Origin of the sequence: Burkholderia sp. MSMB1072 (genome assembly GCF_001524725.1) — a bacterium.
In the GTDB taxonomy this organism is placed as follows: domain Bacteria; phylum Pseudomonadota; class Gammaproteobacteria; order Burkholderiales; family Burkholderiaceae; genus Burkholderia.
In genome coordinates, this window is the sequence record NZ_LOYC01000015.1 from 95,704 (window position 1) to 109,912 (window position 14,209).

Genomic DNA, 14,209 nt, shown 5'->3' on the forward strand with positions numbered 1-14,209 from the left:
CGCTTCGCCCGCCGCGTACCGTTACGCGACCTGCTGGTGCGACTCGCCGCCTGCCGGCGAACGCCACTTCGCGAGCAGCGTGTGCCACTTCTGGCGCACCGCGCGCAGGTTGTTCTCCTTCACGTGACCGTAGCCTCGAATGCCGTCCGGCAGCGCCGCGAGCTCGAGCGCGAGCGGGCGGTTGGCCGCGTTCAGCTTGGCCAGCACCTCGCCGATCAGCGCTTCGTACTCGCCGATCAGCGCGCGCTCGGTGCGGCGCTCCGCGGTGCGGCCGAACGGATCGAGCCCCGTGCCGCGCAGGAACTTCGCCTTCGCGAGCAGCCGGAACGCCGACATCATCCACGGGCCGTACGCCTTCTTCACGAGATGGCCGTGCGCATCCGTCTTCGCGAACAGTGGCGGCGCGAGGTGGAATTTCAGCTTCCAGTCTCCCTCGAACTGCGCGGTCAGGCGCGCGAGGAACGCAGGATCGGACTGCAGCCGCGCGACCTCGTATTCGTCCTTGTACGCCATCAGCTTGAACAGGTTGCGCGCGACCGCTTCGGTCAGCGGCTCCTGCACGGTGTCGCCGTCCGCCAGCGCACGCTCGGTGGCGCGCACCTTGTCGACGAATGCCGCATAACGCGACGCGTACGCGGCGTTCTGGTACGCGGTGAGGAATGCCACGCGCTTTGCGATCAGCGCGTCGACCGCCTTCTTCGTGTGCAGCGAGATCACCGTGGCGCCTTGCGCGGGGCGGGCGTCGCCGGCCGCGGCCTGCTTTACGCTGGCGAGATCGTACGCGGCGCGGCGGCCCCAGTCGAACGCCGCGCGGTTCTTCTCGACCGATACCGCGTTCAGCTCGATCGCGCGTTCGAGCGACGCGAGCGTCAGCGGTAGCCAGCCCTTCTGCCATGCGTAGCCGAGCACGAACGGGTTCGTGTAGATCGCATCGCCGAGCAGCGCGACCGCGAAGCGGTTCGCGTCGATGAAGTCGACCGCGTCGCCGGCCGCTGCGCGGATGTCGTTCTCGGCGGACACGCCGGGGAAGGCCCAGTTCGGGTTCTTGATGAACTCGGCGGTCGGCGTCTGCGCACTGTTGACGACGACCCGTGTCGCGTCGTGCCGCATCCGCGACGTGCATTCGTCGCCGGCCGTGACGATCGCATCGCAGCCGATCACGAGATCGGCTTCGCCCATCGCGATCCGCGTGGCGTGGATGTCGGTCGGCGCGTGCGAGATCTGCACGTGGCTCATCACGGCGCCGCCTTTCTGCGCGAGGCCGGTGACGTCGAGCACGGTCACGCCCTTGTTCTCCAGGTGCGCGGCCATCCCGAGCAGCGCGCCGATCGTCACGACGCCCGTGCCGCCCACGCCCGTGACGAGCACGCCGTACGCGCGCTCGATGTCCGGCAGCGTCGGTTCGGGGATCGGCGGCAATGCGCTGCCGTCGACCGACACGGCCTTCGGCTTCTTCAACTGGCCGCCTTCGACCGTGACGAAGCTCGGGCAGAAGCCCTTCACGCACGAAAAGTCCTTGTTGCAGCTCGACTGGTTGATCTGGCGCTTCGTGCCGAATTCGGTTTCCAGCGGCTCGACCGACAGGCAGTTCGACTGCACCGAGCAGTCGCCGCAGCCTTCGCACACCGCTTCGTTGATCACGACGCGCTTGGCCGGGTCCGGATACGTGCCGCGTTTGCGACGGCGGCGCTTCTCGGTCGCGCAGGTCTGGTCGTAGATCAGGATCGTCGTGCCTTCGATCTCGCGCAGCTCGCGCTGTACGTCGTCGAGCTGGTCGCGGTGATGGATCGTCACGCCCGGTGCGAGCAGCGCCTTCTGGCTGTCGTACTTCTCCGGTTCGTCGGTGACGATCACGATCTTCTTCGCGCCTTCGGACGCGAGCTGATGCGTGATCTGCGGCACCGTCAGCACGCCGTCGACCGGCTGGCCGCCCGTCATCGCCACCGCGTCGTTGTAGAGGATCTTGTAGGTGATGTTCGCCTTCGACGAGATCGCCGCGCGCACCGCGAGCAGGCCCGAATGGAAATAGGTGCCGTCGCCGAGGTTCGCGAACACGTGCTTTTCGTCCGTGAACGGCGCCTGGCCGATCCACGGCACGCCTTCGCCGCCCATCTGGCTGAAGGTGCTCGTGCTGCGGTCCATCCACACGGTCATGTAGTGGCAGCCGATCCCCGCGATCGCGCGCGAGCCTTCCGGCACGTTGGTCGACGTGTTGTGCGGGCAGCCCGAACAGAACCACGGCTTGCGCTCGGTTTGCACGTGCGGCTTCGCGAGCGCCATTTCCTTCGCGTTGATCACCGCGAGCCGCGCGGCGATGCGCGCACGCACGTCGGACGGCAATTCGAACTTGTCGAGCCGCGTCGCGATCGCCTTCGCGATGATCGCCGGCGACAGCTCGTAGTGCGCGGGCAGCAGCCAGTTGCCCATCGGCACCGACCATTCGCCGCCGGCGCCGTCCTTCTCGTCGAACTTGCCGAACACGCGCGGGCGTTGCGCATCGGGCCAGTTGTACAGCTCTTCCTTGATCGCGTATTCGAGGATCTGGCGCTTTTCCTCGACGACGAGGATTTCGTCGAGCCCGCGCGCGAACGCCTGCGCGCCCTGCGCTTCGAGCGGCCACACGCAGCCGACCTTGTAGAGCCGGATGCCGATCCGCGCGCAGGTTTCGTCGTCGAGGCCGAGGTCCGTCAGTGCCTGGCGCACGTCGAGGTACGCCTTGCCGCCGGTCATGATCCCGAAGCGCGCATTCGGCGAGTCGATCTCGATCCGGTCGAGCTTGTTCGCGCGCACGTACGCGAGCGCCGCATACCACTTGTAGTCGAGCAGCCGCGCTTCCTGCACGAGCGGCGGATCGGGCCAGCGGATGTTCAGCCCGCCTTCCGGCAGGATGAAATCGGTCGGCAGCACGATCTCGGTGCGATGCGGGTCGATGTCGACCGACGCCGATGATTCGACGACGTCCGTCACGCACTTGAGCGCGACCCACAGGCCCGAATAGCGGCTCATCGCCCAGCCGTGCAGGCCGAAATCGAGATATTCCTGCACGTTGGACGGGAACAGCACCGGCAGCCCGCAGGCCTTGAAGATGTGTTCGGATTGGTGCGCGAGCGTCGACGATTTCGCCGCGTGATCGTCGCCGGCGAGCACCAGCACGCCGCCGTGCTGCGACGAGCCGGCCGAGTTCGCGTGCTTGAAGACGTCGCCGGTGCGATCGACGCCCGGGCCCTTGCCGTACCACATGCCGAACACGCCGTCGTATTTTGCGCCCGGGTACAGGTTCACCTGCTGCGAGCCCCACACGGCGGTGGCGGCGAGGTCTTCGTTGAGGCCGGGCTGGAAGACGATCTGATGGGCGGCCAGGTGCTGCTTGGCTTTCCAGAGCGACAGATCGAGGCCGCCGAGCGGCGAGCCGCGGTAGCCGGAGATGAAGCCGGCCGTATTGAGGCCGGCGGCGCGGTCGCGTTCCTGCTGGAGCATCGGCAGGCGCACGAGGGCCTGGATGCCGCTCATGTACGCGCGGCCGCGTTCCAGCGTGTATTTGTCGTCAAGCGTGACGGACTTCAGCGCGGCTTCTAGCGACGCGCGTTGGTCTGCGTCTAGCGGGGCATTCATTAACTGTCTCCTCCACCCGGTCTGGGATCACCAAAACTTCGGTTGCGTCGGCATCTTTTGGACGCGTCAGCAGTGGCCGGCATGTTCGCCGGTTTCAAGGGATGGTAGCACTGGGGCAAACCCGCCGCCCATCGGTCGCAACGCGGGAAACGAGGGCGGCGCACTGCAAAACAGGGCGGGATGATGCGTTACATCATGTAAAAGCATGTAAAGCCGCATTGATCTGCCGGCAAATGCCGTTAATCTTGTCGGCCTGCCGGAGGTGCCCGGCCGCGTCGGTTCGTTCCGACGCAGTCGGGGAGGCGCCGGCAGTTTTACAGGAGGTGCAATGAACACACGTCATATCCAGAGTTTCCTGATCGTGTCCGCCGCGTTTTTCGCGATGACCGGCCCGGTGTACGCGCGCGGCGCGAGCGCACTGGCGGCAGCCGGCGCGCAAATGCGTCAGATCGTGCCGGCCCAGGACACCGCAGCACAGCCGTCGGCCGAACGTGCCGCCGAGTCGAAGGCGAACGTGCGTTGATGCGATCGCGCGGCCCGCGGGCTGCGCCGGTATGCAAAAAGGGCGGGAATCCGAGGGTTCCCGCCCTTTTTCTTTGTGCCGCCGGATCGCGTGGCCATCCCGGTTACTCGGGCGGCCGCCGCGCGGCGGCAGCGTCAGGCCTTGTCCTGCACGACGCCGCGGCGGATCTGGTCGAGCTCGATCGATTCGAACAGCGCCTTGAAGTTGCCTTCGCCGAAGCCCTGGTTGCCCTTGCGCTGGATGATCTCGAAGAAGATCGGTCCGATCTGGTTTTCGGTGAAGATCTGCAGCAGCAGGTCGTCGCGCGCGCCGTCGATCAGGATCTTGCGCTTCTTCAGCTCGTCCAGCGATTCGCCGTGGTTCGGCACGCGGCGGTCGACCAGCTCGTAATACGTGTCGATCGTGTCGAGCAGCTTCACTTCCTTGCTGCGCAGCCCGTCGACCGCCCGGTAGATGTCGCTCGCGCCGAGCGCGATGTGCTGGATGCCTTCGCCGTGATACGCGTCCAGGTATTCCTGGATCTGGCCGGCCGTATCCGAGCCTTCCTCGTTGATCGGGATGCGGATCTTGCCGCACGGCGACGTCATCGCCTTCGATTTCACGCCCGTCACCTTGCCTTCGATGTCGAAATAGCGCACTTCGCGGAAGTTGAACAGGCGTTCGTAGAACTCGGCCCATTCCTGCATGCGGCCGCGATGGACGTTGTGCGTCAGATGGTCGATGTAGGTGAGGCCGTGGCCGACCGGGTTCGGGTTCGCGCCGGGAATCGGTTCGAAGTCGACGTCGTAGATGCTGATGTCGCCGATCGCGCCCGGTTGTGCGCCGTTCTTGCCGCGCCAGCGGTCGACGAAGTAGATCAGCGAATCGCCGATGCCCTTGATCGCGGGGATGTTCAGTTCCATCGGGCCGGTCTTGTTGTCGAAGCCCCATGCGCCGAGCTCCAGCGCGTGCTGGTACGCCTTGGCGGCATCCTGCACGCGGAACGCGATCGCGCAGATCGACGGGCCGTGCAGCCGCGCGAAGCGTTGCGCGAACGAATCGGGTTCGGCGTTGATGATGAAATTGATATCGCCCTGGCGGTACACCGTCACGTCCTTGTGGCGATGGCGCGCGATCGCGGTGAAACCCATCCGTTCGAACAGTTGTCCGAGGGCTTTCGGGTCCGGTGCCGTGTATTCGATGAATTCGAAGCCGTCGGTGCCGACGGGGTTGTCCCAGGTGGGGATCTGCATGTCGTGTCTCCTGTGCGGGGCGATCGGCCGGGGCGGCGTGCGCGTGCCCGGCGTGGTTCGATGTCGACGGCCGCGCCGGCAGCGCGCGTGCGCGGCGAGTCGAAACATGCGACAGAGTGTAGCGGGCGGCCGCGAGCGGAAACTTGCGAACTTAATCGCCCGCGCCTACGATGGCGCAATTTCCAGTCTCAAAATAATCATCGGAGGGCAGAAGATGGCGCAAGCCGAATTGGATGCCATCGATCGGCGAATTCTCGCGATTCTTCAGGAGAACGGGCGCCTGTCGAACCAGGAGATCGCCGAACGCGTGAATCTGTCGCCGAGCCCCTGCCTGCGGCGGATCCGGCGGCTCGAGGAAATCGGCGTGATCACGGGCTACGTCGCGCTGCTGAATCCGCAGAAGCTTGGGCTCGACCTGCTGGCCTACGTGAGCGTGCGGCTCGAAAAGCGCGGCGGCCTCGCGCCGATGCGGGCCGACGAGACGTCGGCGCGCGCGGGCGCGACCCACGCGGAACTGTTTCGCGCGGCCGTGCAGACCTGGCCGGAAGTGGTCGCGTGCCACGCGATGACGGGCGACATGGATTACCTGCTGCGCGTGCAGGTCGAGGACATGGCGCATTTCTCCCGCTTCGTGCAGGAGCATCTGCTGCATCATCCGTCGGTGATCGACGTGAAAACGAGCTTCTCGCTCGACTGCTTCAAGGAAACGACGGCGTTGCCGATTCGTTCGGTGCGCTAGCGCGGCGGGGAAGGGAGGGCGCCGGGCACGCCCGCAGGCGCGGCCCGGCTGGCTGACGTCGTCGACGTCAGGCCGTCAGTGCGGCGGGCATCAGCGATTCGATGAACTTCGTCGTGCGGCGCGCCTGGCGCTTCATCGCGTAGTCGAACACCGCGGCCTGCTCCTGCAGCATCTCGGCGATGATCGTCGAGTGGTCGGCCGGCGGCAGCGACAGGTACGCATCGGCTTCGCCGTACGCGTACTCGATCCGCATCCCGGACTTCTTCGCGATGTGCATCATCGTCGCGTTACGCGACAGGCAGTGCATGTACAGCATCGTCACGTGCGTGTTGCGGCTGCGGATCGCCGCGCGCTCGAACAGCTTCGAGCCGACGCCGCGGCCGCGCGCGCTTTCGAGCACCGACACGCCGAATTCCGCCGTGCGCGTGTCGCCCTCGGCCGGCAGATAGGCCAGGTGGCCGACGCCGATCAGTTCGAGGTCGTGGTCGAACACGCCGAACACGGTATCGCGACCGAAGTCGATCGTGCGGACATAGTTCTCGATCACGTGGTCGGGAACCATCTGGCCGAAGCGCAGCAGGCGGTCCTCTTCGTCGAGCGAGAGAAAGTGGGTGAGCATTTGCTCACGGTCTTTGGAAGCCAGTTCCCTGACGAGAACCGGCGCAGTACCGACCTTGCCGACAGCATCGGCACGGCCGTTGAATTGCGTGTTCATCGTGGGTTCCTCAGTGTGGGCGCACAAACGGGTTGTGCAATGCAACAGCATTTTACCCGAGCGGGGTTGGGGAAAACCCGTATTTGACAGTGTTTATGCCGAGGAGGAATTCTAAATCCGCTTAGTTCATTCTCTATCTATTTGATTTTTAACGGATATAAAATTCATCATATGAAATGCGTGGCGGGCGGTCGCACTGTGCCCGCCACGCAACGCATGCTGCTGCGCGGCAATCAGGCGGCTGTCGACAGCCCGCGCTCGATCAGGTCGATCACCTGTTCGGCGAAGTCGCGGTAGCCGAGGCGCCCGCCCGGCTTCAGCCACGTGAAGGTCCAGTTGATCATCCCGAACACCATCATCGTCACCGAGGTCTGGTTTTCCTTCGAGATGCGGTCCGGGTACGCGCGCGCGAGCTGCCGCGTGAACGCCGCGACGATGTCGCGCTGGCGGTCGAGCACGATTTCGCGCTGCGCGTCCTCGAGATACTTCACGTCGTTGAGCAGCGCGACGTGGCGGCTGTGCGACGTCTCGTATTCGGCGAGGAACGCGCGCACGAGTTCGGCGAACGCGTCGCGCTCGCTGAGGCCGCGCCGCTGGCTCGCGCCCTCAACCTCGGCGATGATCAGCATCAGCCGTTTCGTGTAGCGGTCGAGCAGGTCGAACAGGATCGCTTCCTTGCTCTCGTAATAGTGATAGAGCCGCGCCTTCGACGTGCCGCTCGCGGTCGCGAGATCGGACATCGACGTGCTCGGGTAGCTCGTCTGCGCGAATTTCTCGGCGGCCAGGTCGAGGATCTGCTCGCGCTGGGATTCGTGGTCGGGCGCTCGGGTTCGGGCCATGGTCGAATACGGAAGATTAGCGGTGCGGGGCGGCGCGGACTGCGCGCACCTGCGTGGAAGAGAGGGCGTCGGGCGCATCGTCCTGCAGCTCGAGCCGGCCGGCGACCGCCAGCTCGCGGCAACGCCACCAGGCGATCGAGTCGCTGACGAACAGCCCGCCGCGGTCGGCGGCGGCCATGATGCTGCCGACGAGGCGCCGCGCAGGCTGCCAGTCGGTTTCCGCGCGCGCGACGATCAGTGCGTCGAGATCGGCGTAGTGGCCGCTCTTGATCGTGTTGCTGACCCAATAACGCAGTTCGGCGTTCAGGTGCTTCGCTTCCTGCCATTCGAGCGCGAGGCGGCCGATGCGCAGGACCGAGACCGGCGCGGCCGCCGGCCGCTTGCGCGCCAGTTCCGCGGGCGAGAACATCCCGGTCGCGCATGCCTGGTCGGTGCGCGACAGCGACGCGCGCTGCGCGGCGTCGAGATCGGCGGCCGACAGCCGCACCTCGTTCAGGCGCTGCGGCACGTTGCGCAGGTGATAGGCGACGCGGCGCAGCAGCAGCTTGTCGCCGACGCTCGGCGCGTGCCACACGACGACCTGGCCGGTCTCCGTCGCGAGCTGGTCGAGGCGTGCGAATTCGCCTTCGATTTCCGCGTTCCAGTCGGGAATCTGGTTGCCGAGCACGTGCTGCCAGAAGGCGGCGCGCGTGTCGGGCGTCTCGTCGGCGCCCTTCAGCGGCCCGACGCCGAGATCGTCGAGCAAACCGACGACGCGCTCGTCGCGTCCGGCTTGCGCAAGAGCCTCGCGCAGCGACGCGGCGGCGGTGCCGCCCTGAATCACATGAATGGTACTCATCGGCCTGTCGTCAACAAAAGAAAACCGCCGGCCGGGCGGACGTTGCGACGTCCAGCCGGCCGGCGGCCCCTAGTGTAAGCGAGATGTGTGACGGCGAGAAACCGTCGGGCGCCGCGACGCGATGCCGCTCAACGTTCGTCGAAGCTCACGACGACCTTGTCGCTGATCGGGTGGCATTGGCACGTGAGCACGAAGCCGTCCTTCACTTCGTGGTCCTCGAGCGTGTAGTTCTTCTCCATCCGCACCTCTCCTTCGACCACCTTCGCGCGGCACGTGCAGCACACGCCACCCTTGCACGCATACGGCAGCGCGAGGCCGGCGCGCAGGCCCACGTCGAGCAGGCTCACGCCTTCGTACGGCAAACGCAGCTTGCGCTTCTTGCCGTCGAGCACGATTTCGAGGTCGGCGGCCGGCGTCTGGTCGGTGATCTCGACGACCGGTGCGCCGGCCTGCGGCAGCGGCGTGCCGAAGCGCTCGACGTGCACCTTCGCCTGCGGCACGCCGGCCGCCTTCAGCGCGGCTTCGGCGGCGTCCATCATCGGCGCCGGGCCGCAGATGAATGCCTCGTCGATCGCGTCGGCCGGCGTCAGCGTCGCGAGGAATTCCGCGCACTTCGCCTGATCGAGCACGCCGTTGAACAGCTCGACGTCCTGCAGGTCGTCGGACAGCACGTGATAGAGGACGAAGCGGTTCATGTAGCGATTCTTCAGGTCCTCGAGCTCCTCCGCGAACATGATCGCGTCGACGCTGCGGTTGCCGTAGATCAGCGTGAACGTGCTGCGCGGCTCGAGTTCGAGCGTCGTCTTCACGATCGCGAGCACCGGCGTGATCCCCGAGCCGCCGGAAAACGCGACGTACTGCTTGCCGTGGTCGGCGTTCAGGTGCGTGAAGAAGCGGCCGTCCGGCGTCATCACGTCGATCGTGTGGCCGGGCTTCAGCGTGTCGAACGCGAAGTTCGAGAAGCGGCCGCCGCGCACGCGCTTGATGCCGATGCGCAGTTCGCCGTCACGGTCGTAGTCCGTCGTGCCGACGCAGATCGAATACGAGCGGCGCGTCTCCTCGCCGTCGATGTGGGTCTTCAGTGTGACGAACTGGCCCTGCGTGAAGCGGTATGCGTCGCGCAGCTCGGGCGGCACGTCGAACGAGACGGTCACGGCGTCGGCGGTCTCGGGCCGCACGTCGCGGATACGCAGCGGATGAAATTGCGGGGTCGCCATATTCAGTAGGGTTTGAAGTAGTCGAAGGGTTCGCGGCAGTCGACGCAGCGATACAGCGCCTTGCAGGCCGTGGACGCGAACTGCGCGAGACGTTCGGTGCGCGCGGAACCGCAGCGCGGGCAGGCGGGTGCCGCGACCGGCCGCGGCACGAAGCGCACGACGTTTTCCCGCGGCGCGGCGCTGCCGCACTGGCCGGCCGGCGGCGCAATGCCGTACGCGCGCAGCTTGTCGCGCGCCTCCTGCGTGATCCAGTCGGTCGTCCATGCGGGCGCGAGCACCGTCTCGATCCGGTGCGGCGGCAGATCGGCGGCCTGCAGCGCGGCTGCAATGTCCTCGGCGATCTGCGACATCGCCGGGCAGCCCGAGTAGGTCGGCGTGATCACGACTTCGAGCCGGCCGTCGTCCGCGCGGCGGACGTCGCGCAGGATGCCGAGCTCGCGGATCGACACGACCGGGATCTCCGGGTCGGGCACGGCTTCCAGCACGTCCCACGCACGGGCGAGCAGCGGATCGTCGCGGTGCGCGGCGGCGTCGTGGGCTGGGGCAGCGGTCTGGGCGGACATCGTCGGGCTCCGTGGCGTGGGCCGGTTACCAGCTCGCGCCGGGGTGCTGGCGCGCGAGGCTCTGCATTTCCGCGAGCAGGTAGCCCATGTGTTCCGAATGCTCGCCTCGCTTGCCGGTCGTCACATGCTTCACCGGCGCCGGCAGCGTCAGCGTGGCCTCCGCGAGCGCGTCGTCCACGTCCGCGCGCCACGCGGCTTCGATCGCGGCCGGCGCCGGGCCGATGCCCGCTGCAACGATCGCGTCGTCGATCGCATCGGCGGCGAAGCATTCGCGCGTATACGGCATCAGGTAGTCGAGCGCGGCTTGCGCGCGGCGGTGCGATTCGTCGGTGCCGTCGCCGAGGCGCACGAGCCATTCGCGCGCATGCTGGACGTGATAGCGGGTTTCCTTCACCGATTTCGCGGCGATCGCGGCCAGTTGCGTGTCGGTCGACGTTTCCAGCGCGCTCCATACGTGCAGCATCAGCGTCGCGTACAGGAAGTTGCGCACGATCGTCACCGCGTAGTCCTTGTCGGCGTGCGCGGTGCCGGACACCGGGCCGTAGTGCGGCAGCTCGGCGAGCGTGAAGTTCGCGAACTCGCGCTCGGTGCGGAAGTACGCGTAGTCGTCCTCGGTCTTCGTCGCGCCGGTGAGCTGGCGCTCGAGTTCGGCCGCGTGGGTATACAGCATGTGCGCCTGGCCGATGAGGTCGAGGCTCATGTTGGTGAGCGCGATGTCTTCCTCGAGGATCGGGCCGTGGCCGCACCATTCGGCGTTGCGCTGACCGAGGATCAGCGCGTTGTCCGCGAGGCGCAGCACATAGGAGAGGTGTTCGGGCGTGATCGTCATGGCGCGCGTTACATGTGGTTGACTTCGTCGGGCAGCGTATAGAACGTCGGGTGACGGTAGATCTTGTCGCCCGCCGGCTCGAACAGTTCGGCCTTTTCGCTCGGATCCGACGCGGTGATCGCCGACGACGGCACCACCCAGATGCTCACGCCTTCCTGGCGACGCGTGTAGACGTCGCGCGCCATGCGCAGCGCCATCGTCGCGTCGGCGGCGTGCAGGCTGCCGCAATGCTTGTGGTCGAGGCCCTGCTTGCTGCGCACGAACACTTCCCAGATCGGCCATTCCTTGTTCATCGCTTTCTCCTGATTCCTGAATTCGAGGGGTGCCGCTCAGGCGGCGTGCTGTTCGGCGCGGGCGCGGCGCTTCGCTTCGTGCGCGAGCGCGGCTTCGCGCACCCAGGCGCCGTCTTCGTGTGCTTTCACGCGGGTCGCGAGGCGTTCCTTGTTGCACGGGCCGTCGCCGTTGACCACGCGCCAGAATTCGTCCCAGTCGATCGTGCCGTAGTCGTAGTGGCCGCGCGCCTCGTTCCACTTCAGGTCGGGGTCGGGCAGCGTCACGCCGAGCACCTTCGCCTGGTCGACCGTCGCGTCGACGAATTTCTGCCGCAGATCGTCGTTCGAGATCCGCTTGATGCCCCATTTGGCGGACTGGCTGCTGTGGACCGAATCGACGTCGCTCGGGCCGAACATCATCAGCACCGGCCACCACCAGCGGTCGACGGCCTGCTGGACCATCGCGCGTTGCGCGTCGCTGCCCTTCATCATCGACAGCAGCGCGTCGAAACCCTGGCGCTGGTGGAACGACTCTTCCTTGCACACGCGGATCATCGCGCGCGCGTACGGGCCGTACGTGCAGCGGCACAGCGGGATCTGATTCATGATCGCGGCGCCGTCGACCAGCCAGCCGATCACGCCCACGTCGGCCCAGGTCGGCGTCGGGTAGTTGAAGATGCTCGAGTATTTCGCCTTGCCGGCGTGCAGCGCGTCGATCAGCGCATCGCGCGATACGCCGAGCGTTTCGGCCGCGCTATAAAGATAGAGGCCGTGGCCGGCTTCGTCCTGCACCTTCGCGAGCAGGATCGCCTTGCGCTTCAGGCTCGGCGCGCGCGAGATCCAGTTGCCTTCCGGCAGCATGCCGACGACTTCCGAATGCGCGTGCTGCGAGATCTGGCGTATCAGCGTCTTGCGATACGCGTCGGGCATCCAGTCCTGCGGTTCGATCTTGCCGTCCGCGGCCATCACCGCATCGAACCGCGCCTGCTCGGGCGACTCGGCTGCGGCGTCGAGCGGCGCGACGTTGCCGGGGATGTCGAGGGATTGCGTGTACATGGCGAAAGCTCTCGTCCGGTTGAGTGTGTTGCGAAGTATAAACCAACCGACCGGTCGGTTAATAAATTTCTCGCGAATTTGCGGCGGGATTCGGGTAAACGACAGAAGTCGGGGCGCGATCGGGCGGCGCGAGTACGGCCCCGCACGTGGGCCTCGCGTCTTCTGCGGCACAATGCCCGCTTTCCGATGAGGATTTCGCCGATGTCATTTCGAAGCAGTTTCGCCGCGGTAGCGCTGGGCGCGGCCGTTTTCGTGTCGCCGCTTGCGGCGTCGGCCGCGCCGGCCGGTTGGGTCGCCGCGTGGGCGACCGCGCTGCAGCCGATTCCCGATCTTGCCTCGCCGCCGCCGCTCTACCGTGCTCCCGACGTGGCCGGGCGGACCGTGCGCCAGATCGTCTACCCGACCGTGTCGGGGCGGGCCGCGCGGATTCGCGTGAGCAACGCATACGGTCGCGCGCCGCTGGTCGTCGAGGGCGCGAGCCTTGCGCGCGCCGGCGAAGGGGCGGCACTTGCCGGCGGCGCGGCGGTACCGGTGCGGTTCGGCGGCAAGGCGTCGGTGACGCTCGCGCCGGGCCAGGAGCTCGAAAGCGATCCGGTGGCGATCGACGTGATGGCCGCGCAGCCGTATGCGATCGATCTCCGGATGGGGCCGAACCAGCGGATGACGGTCTGGCATCGCGTGTCGAACCAGTTCAACTATGTGTCTGGGCCCGGCGATCATGTGAGCGATCCGGCCGCCGCCGCGTTCCGCACCCGTTTTACCCAATATGCGTGGGTGACCGAGCTGGCCGTCGAAGTCGGCTCCGCGCATGCCAGCGTCGCCGCGATCGGCGACTCGATCACCGATGGGCTGCGCTCCAGCGTGAACCGGAACCGTCGCTGGCCCGACGCGCTCGCGCGTCGGCTGACGGCGTCGGGCGCCGATTCGATCGGCGTCGTGAATCTCGGCATCAGCGGGAACCGGTTGCTCAGCGATTCCGCGTGCTACGGCACGTCGCTGGCGTCGCGGTTCGAGCGCGATGCGCTGTCGCGCTCGGGCGTGAAGGCGGCGATCGTGCTGATCGGGATCAACGACATCAACTTCGCGGCGATGCCGCCGCGCGCGGGGCTCGACTGCGATCACCCGCATACGCAGGTGACGGCCGCGTCGTTGATCGACGGCTATCGCCGGCTGATCGAGGCGGCGCACCGACAGGGCGTGAAGGTCTTCGGTGCGACGCTCACGCCGGCGGCGTTGCCGGCCGGACGCGAAGCGATTCGGCTCGAGGTGAACCGGTGGATCCGCGGCGGCGGGTTCGACGGCGTGGTGGACTTCGACGCGGTGCTGCGCGATCCGGCGCGCCCGAGCGTGCTGCAGCGCCGATACGATAGCGGCGACGGTATCCATCCGAGCGATGCGGGCTACGCGGCGATGGCCGACGCGGTGCCGGTCGAGCAACTGCGGGCTGCGGTGGGCAGCAAGTGACGCGCTTCTATATATAGGAGGGAGAAAGGTTGTCGCCGGTCTGCGGGCCGACAGCGTGACATCGTGCGTCGCGCCCAAAGCCTCCGTGCGCGGCAGCGCACGGAGGCTTTTTCAAACTTTCTTCAAAAGAGCTTGCATGGACGGGGGCGGATGCATAGAATCACGCCTCTTTCGCGCTAACGGAAACGCAGCGCGGGAGGAAGGGAAGCGGTGCTGTTGAGGTTCGGAAGTAGCGAGCCCGGCGGCGCAGGAAGATGGCCCCGCAGTCGCAACGATGTCGTGCAGAAAGTTGTTGACGCGCTGCGAAACA

General features: G+C 66.7%; 13 protein-coding genes. 3 read left to right on the top strand and 10 right to left on the bottom strand.

Features of this window, described 5'->3' with window-relative positions:
- Window positions 1–21: 21 nt before the first annotated feature.
- A complete protein-coding gene (locus WS89_RS08050; RefSeq protein WP_059790396.1) occupies window positions 22–3,612 on the bottom strand; it encodes an indolepyruvate ferredoxin oxidoreductase family protein in 3,591 nt (1,196 codons plus the stop codon).
- 328 nt (window positions 3,613–3,940) lie between these two features.
- On the opposite strand from WS89_RS08050, the gene WS89_RS08055 reads away from it, so the two are divergent.
- Window positions 3,941–4,135: a hypothetical protein gene (locus tag WS89_RS08055; protein ID WP_059790398.1), complete on the top strand. Its 195-nt coding sequence runs from the start codon at window positions 3,941–3,943 to the stop codon at window positions 4,133–4,135.
- 134 nt (window positions 4,136–4,269) lie between these two features.
- Here WS89_RS08055 and hppD read toward each other — a convergent pair whose 3' ends face one another.
- Window positions 4,270–5,367, bottom strand: a complete 1,098-nt coding sequence (gene hppD / locus WS89_RS08060; RefSeq protein WP_059503372.1) for a 4-hydroxyphenylpyruvate dioxygenase — start codon at window positions 5,365–5,367, stop codon at window positions 4,270–4,272.
- Window positions 5,368–5,581: 214 nt separating this feature from the next.
- Here hppD and WS89_RS08065 point away from each other — a divergent pair, with 214 nt between their 5' ends.
- Window positions 5,582–6,106, top strand: a complete 525-nt coding sequence (locus tag WS89_RS08065) for an Lrp/AsnC family transcriptional regulator (RefSeq protein WP_059790400.1) — start codon at window positions 5,582–5,584, stop codon at window positions 6,104–6,106.
- A 67-nt stretch (window positions 6,107–6,173) separates the two neighbouring features.
- Here WS89_RS08065 and WS89_RS08070 read toward each other — a convergent pair whose 3' ends face one another.
- From WS89_RS08070 to paaA, 8 genes are all read right to left on the bottom strand, one after another.
- Window positions 6,174–6,821: a GNAT family N-acetyltransferase gene (locus WS89_RS08070; RefSeq protein WP_059790402.1), complete on the bottom strand. Its 648-nt coding sequence runs from the start codon at window positions 6,819–6,821 to the stop codon at window positions 6,174–6,176.
- A gap of 233 nt (window positions 6,822–7,054) precedes the next feature.
- Window positions 7,055–7,660 (bottom strand): TetR/AcrR family transcriptional regulator, encoded by a 606-nt coding sequence (locus WS89_RS08075; RefSeq protein ID WP_006482923.1) that lies wholly within the window; start codon window positions 7,658–7,660, stop codon window positions 7,055–7,057.
- 16 nt (window positions 7,661–7,676) lie between these two features.
- Window positions 7,677–8,498 carry a DUF1835 domain-containing protein gene (locus tag WS89_RS08080; protein WP_059500085.1) on the bottom strand — a complete coding sequence of 274 codons (822 nt, stop codon included), beginning with the start codon at window positions 8,496–8,498 and terminating at the stop codon, window positions 7,677–7,679.
- Window positions 8,499–8,626: 128 nt separating this feature from the next.
- Complete coding sequence (paaE, locus tag WS89_RS08085; protein ID WP_034209525.1) at window positions 8,627–9,715, bottom strand: 1,2-phenylacetyl-CoA epoxidase subunit PaaE; 1,089 nt, start codon at window positions 9,713–9,715, stop codon at window positions 8,627–8,629.
- A gap of 2 nt (window positions 9,716–9,717) precedes the next feature.
- Window positions 9,718–10,278 carry a 1,2-phenylacetyl-CoA epoxidase subunit PaaD gene (gene paaD, locus WS89_RS08090; RefSeq protein ID WP_059790404.1) on the bottom strand — a complete coding sequence of 187 codons (561 nt, stop codon included), beginning with the start codon at window positions 10,276–10,278 and terminating at the stop codon, window positions 9,718–9,720.
- 25 nt (window positions 10,279–10,303) lie between these two features.
- Window positions 10,304–11,107 carry a 1,2-phenylacetyl-CoA epoxidase subunit PaaC gene (gene paaC / locus WS89_RS08095; protein ID WP_059790405.1) on the bottom strand — a complete coding sequence of 268 codons (804 nt, stop codon included), beginning with the start codon at window positions 11,105–11,107 and terminating at the stop codon, window positions 10,304–10,306.
- 8 nt (window positions 11,108–11,115) lie between these two features.
- Window positions 11,116–11,400, bottom strand: coding sequence for a 1,2-phenylacetyl-CoA epoxidase subunit PaaB (paaB, locus tag WS89_RS33675; RefSeq protein WP_006482881.1), 285 nt, complete (start codon window positions 11,398–11,400; stop codon window positions 11,116–11,118).
- A 36-nt stretch (window positions 11,401–11,436) separates the two neighbouring features.
- On the bottom strand, window positions 11,437–12,435 hold the full coding sequence (gene paaA, locus WS89_RS08105; protein ID WP_059790407.1) for a 1,2-phenylacetyl-CoA epoxidase subunit PaaA: 999 nt from the start codon (window positions 12,433–12,435) through the stop codon (window positions 11,437–11,439).
- 201 nt (window positions 12,436–12,636) lie between these two features.
- Here paaA and WS89_RS08110 point away from each other — a divergent pair, with 201 nt between their 5' ends.
- On the top strand, window positions 12,637–13,899 hold the full coding sequence (locus WS89_RS08110; protein ID WP_059790409.1) for an SGNH/GDSL hydrolase family protein: 1,263 nt from the start codon (window positions 12,637–12,639) through the stop codon (window positions 13,897–13,899).
- The last annotated feature ends 310 nt before the right edge of the window (window positions 13,900–14,209 follow it).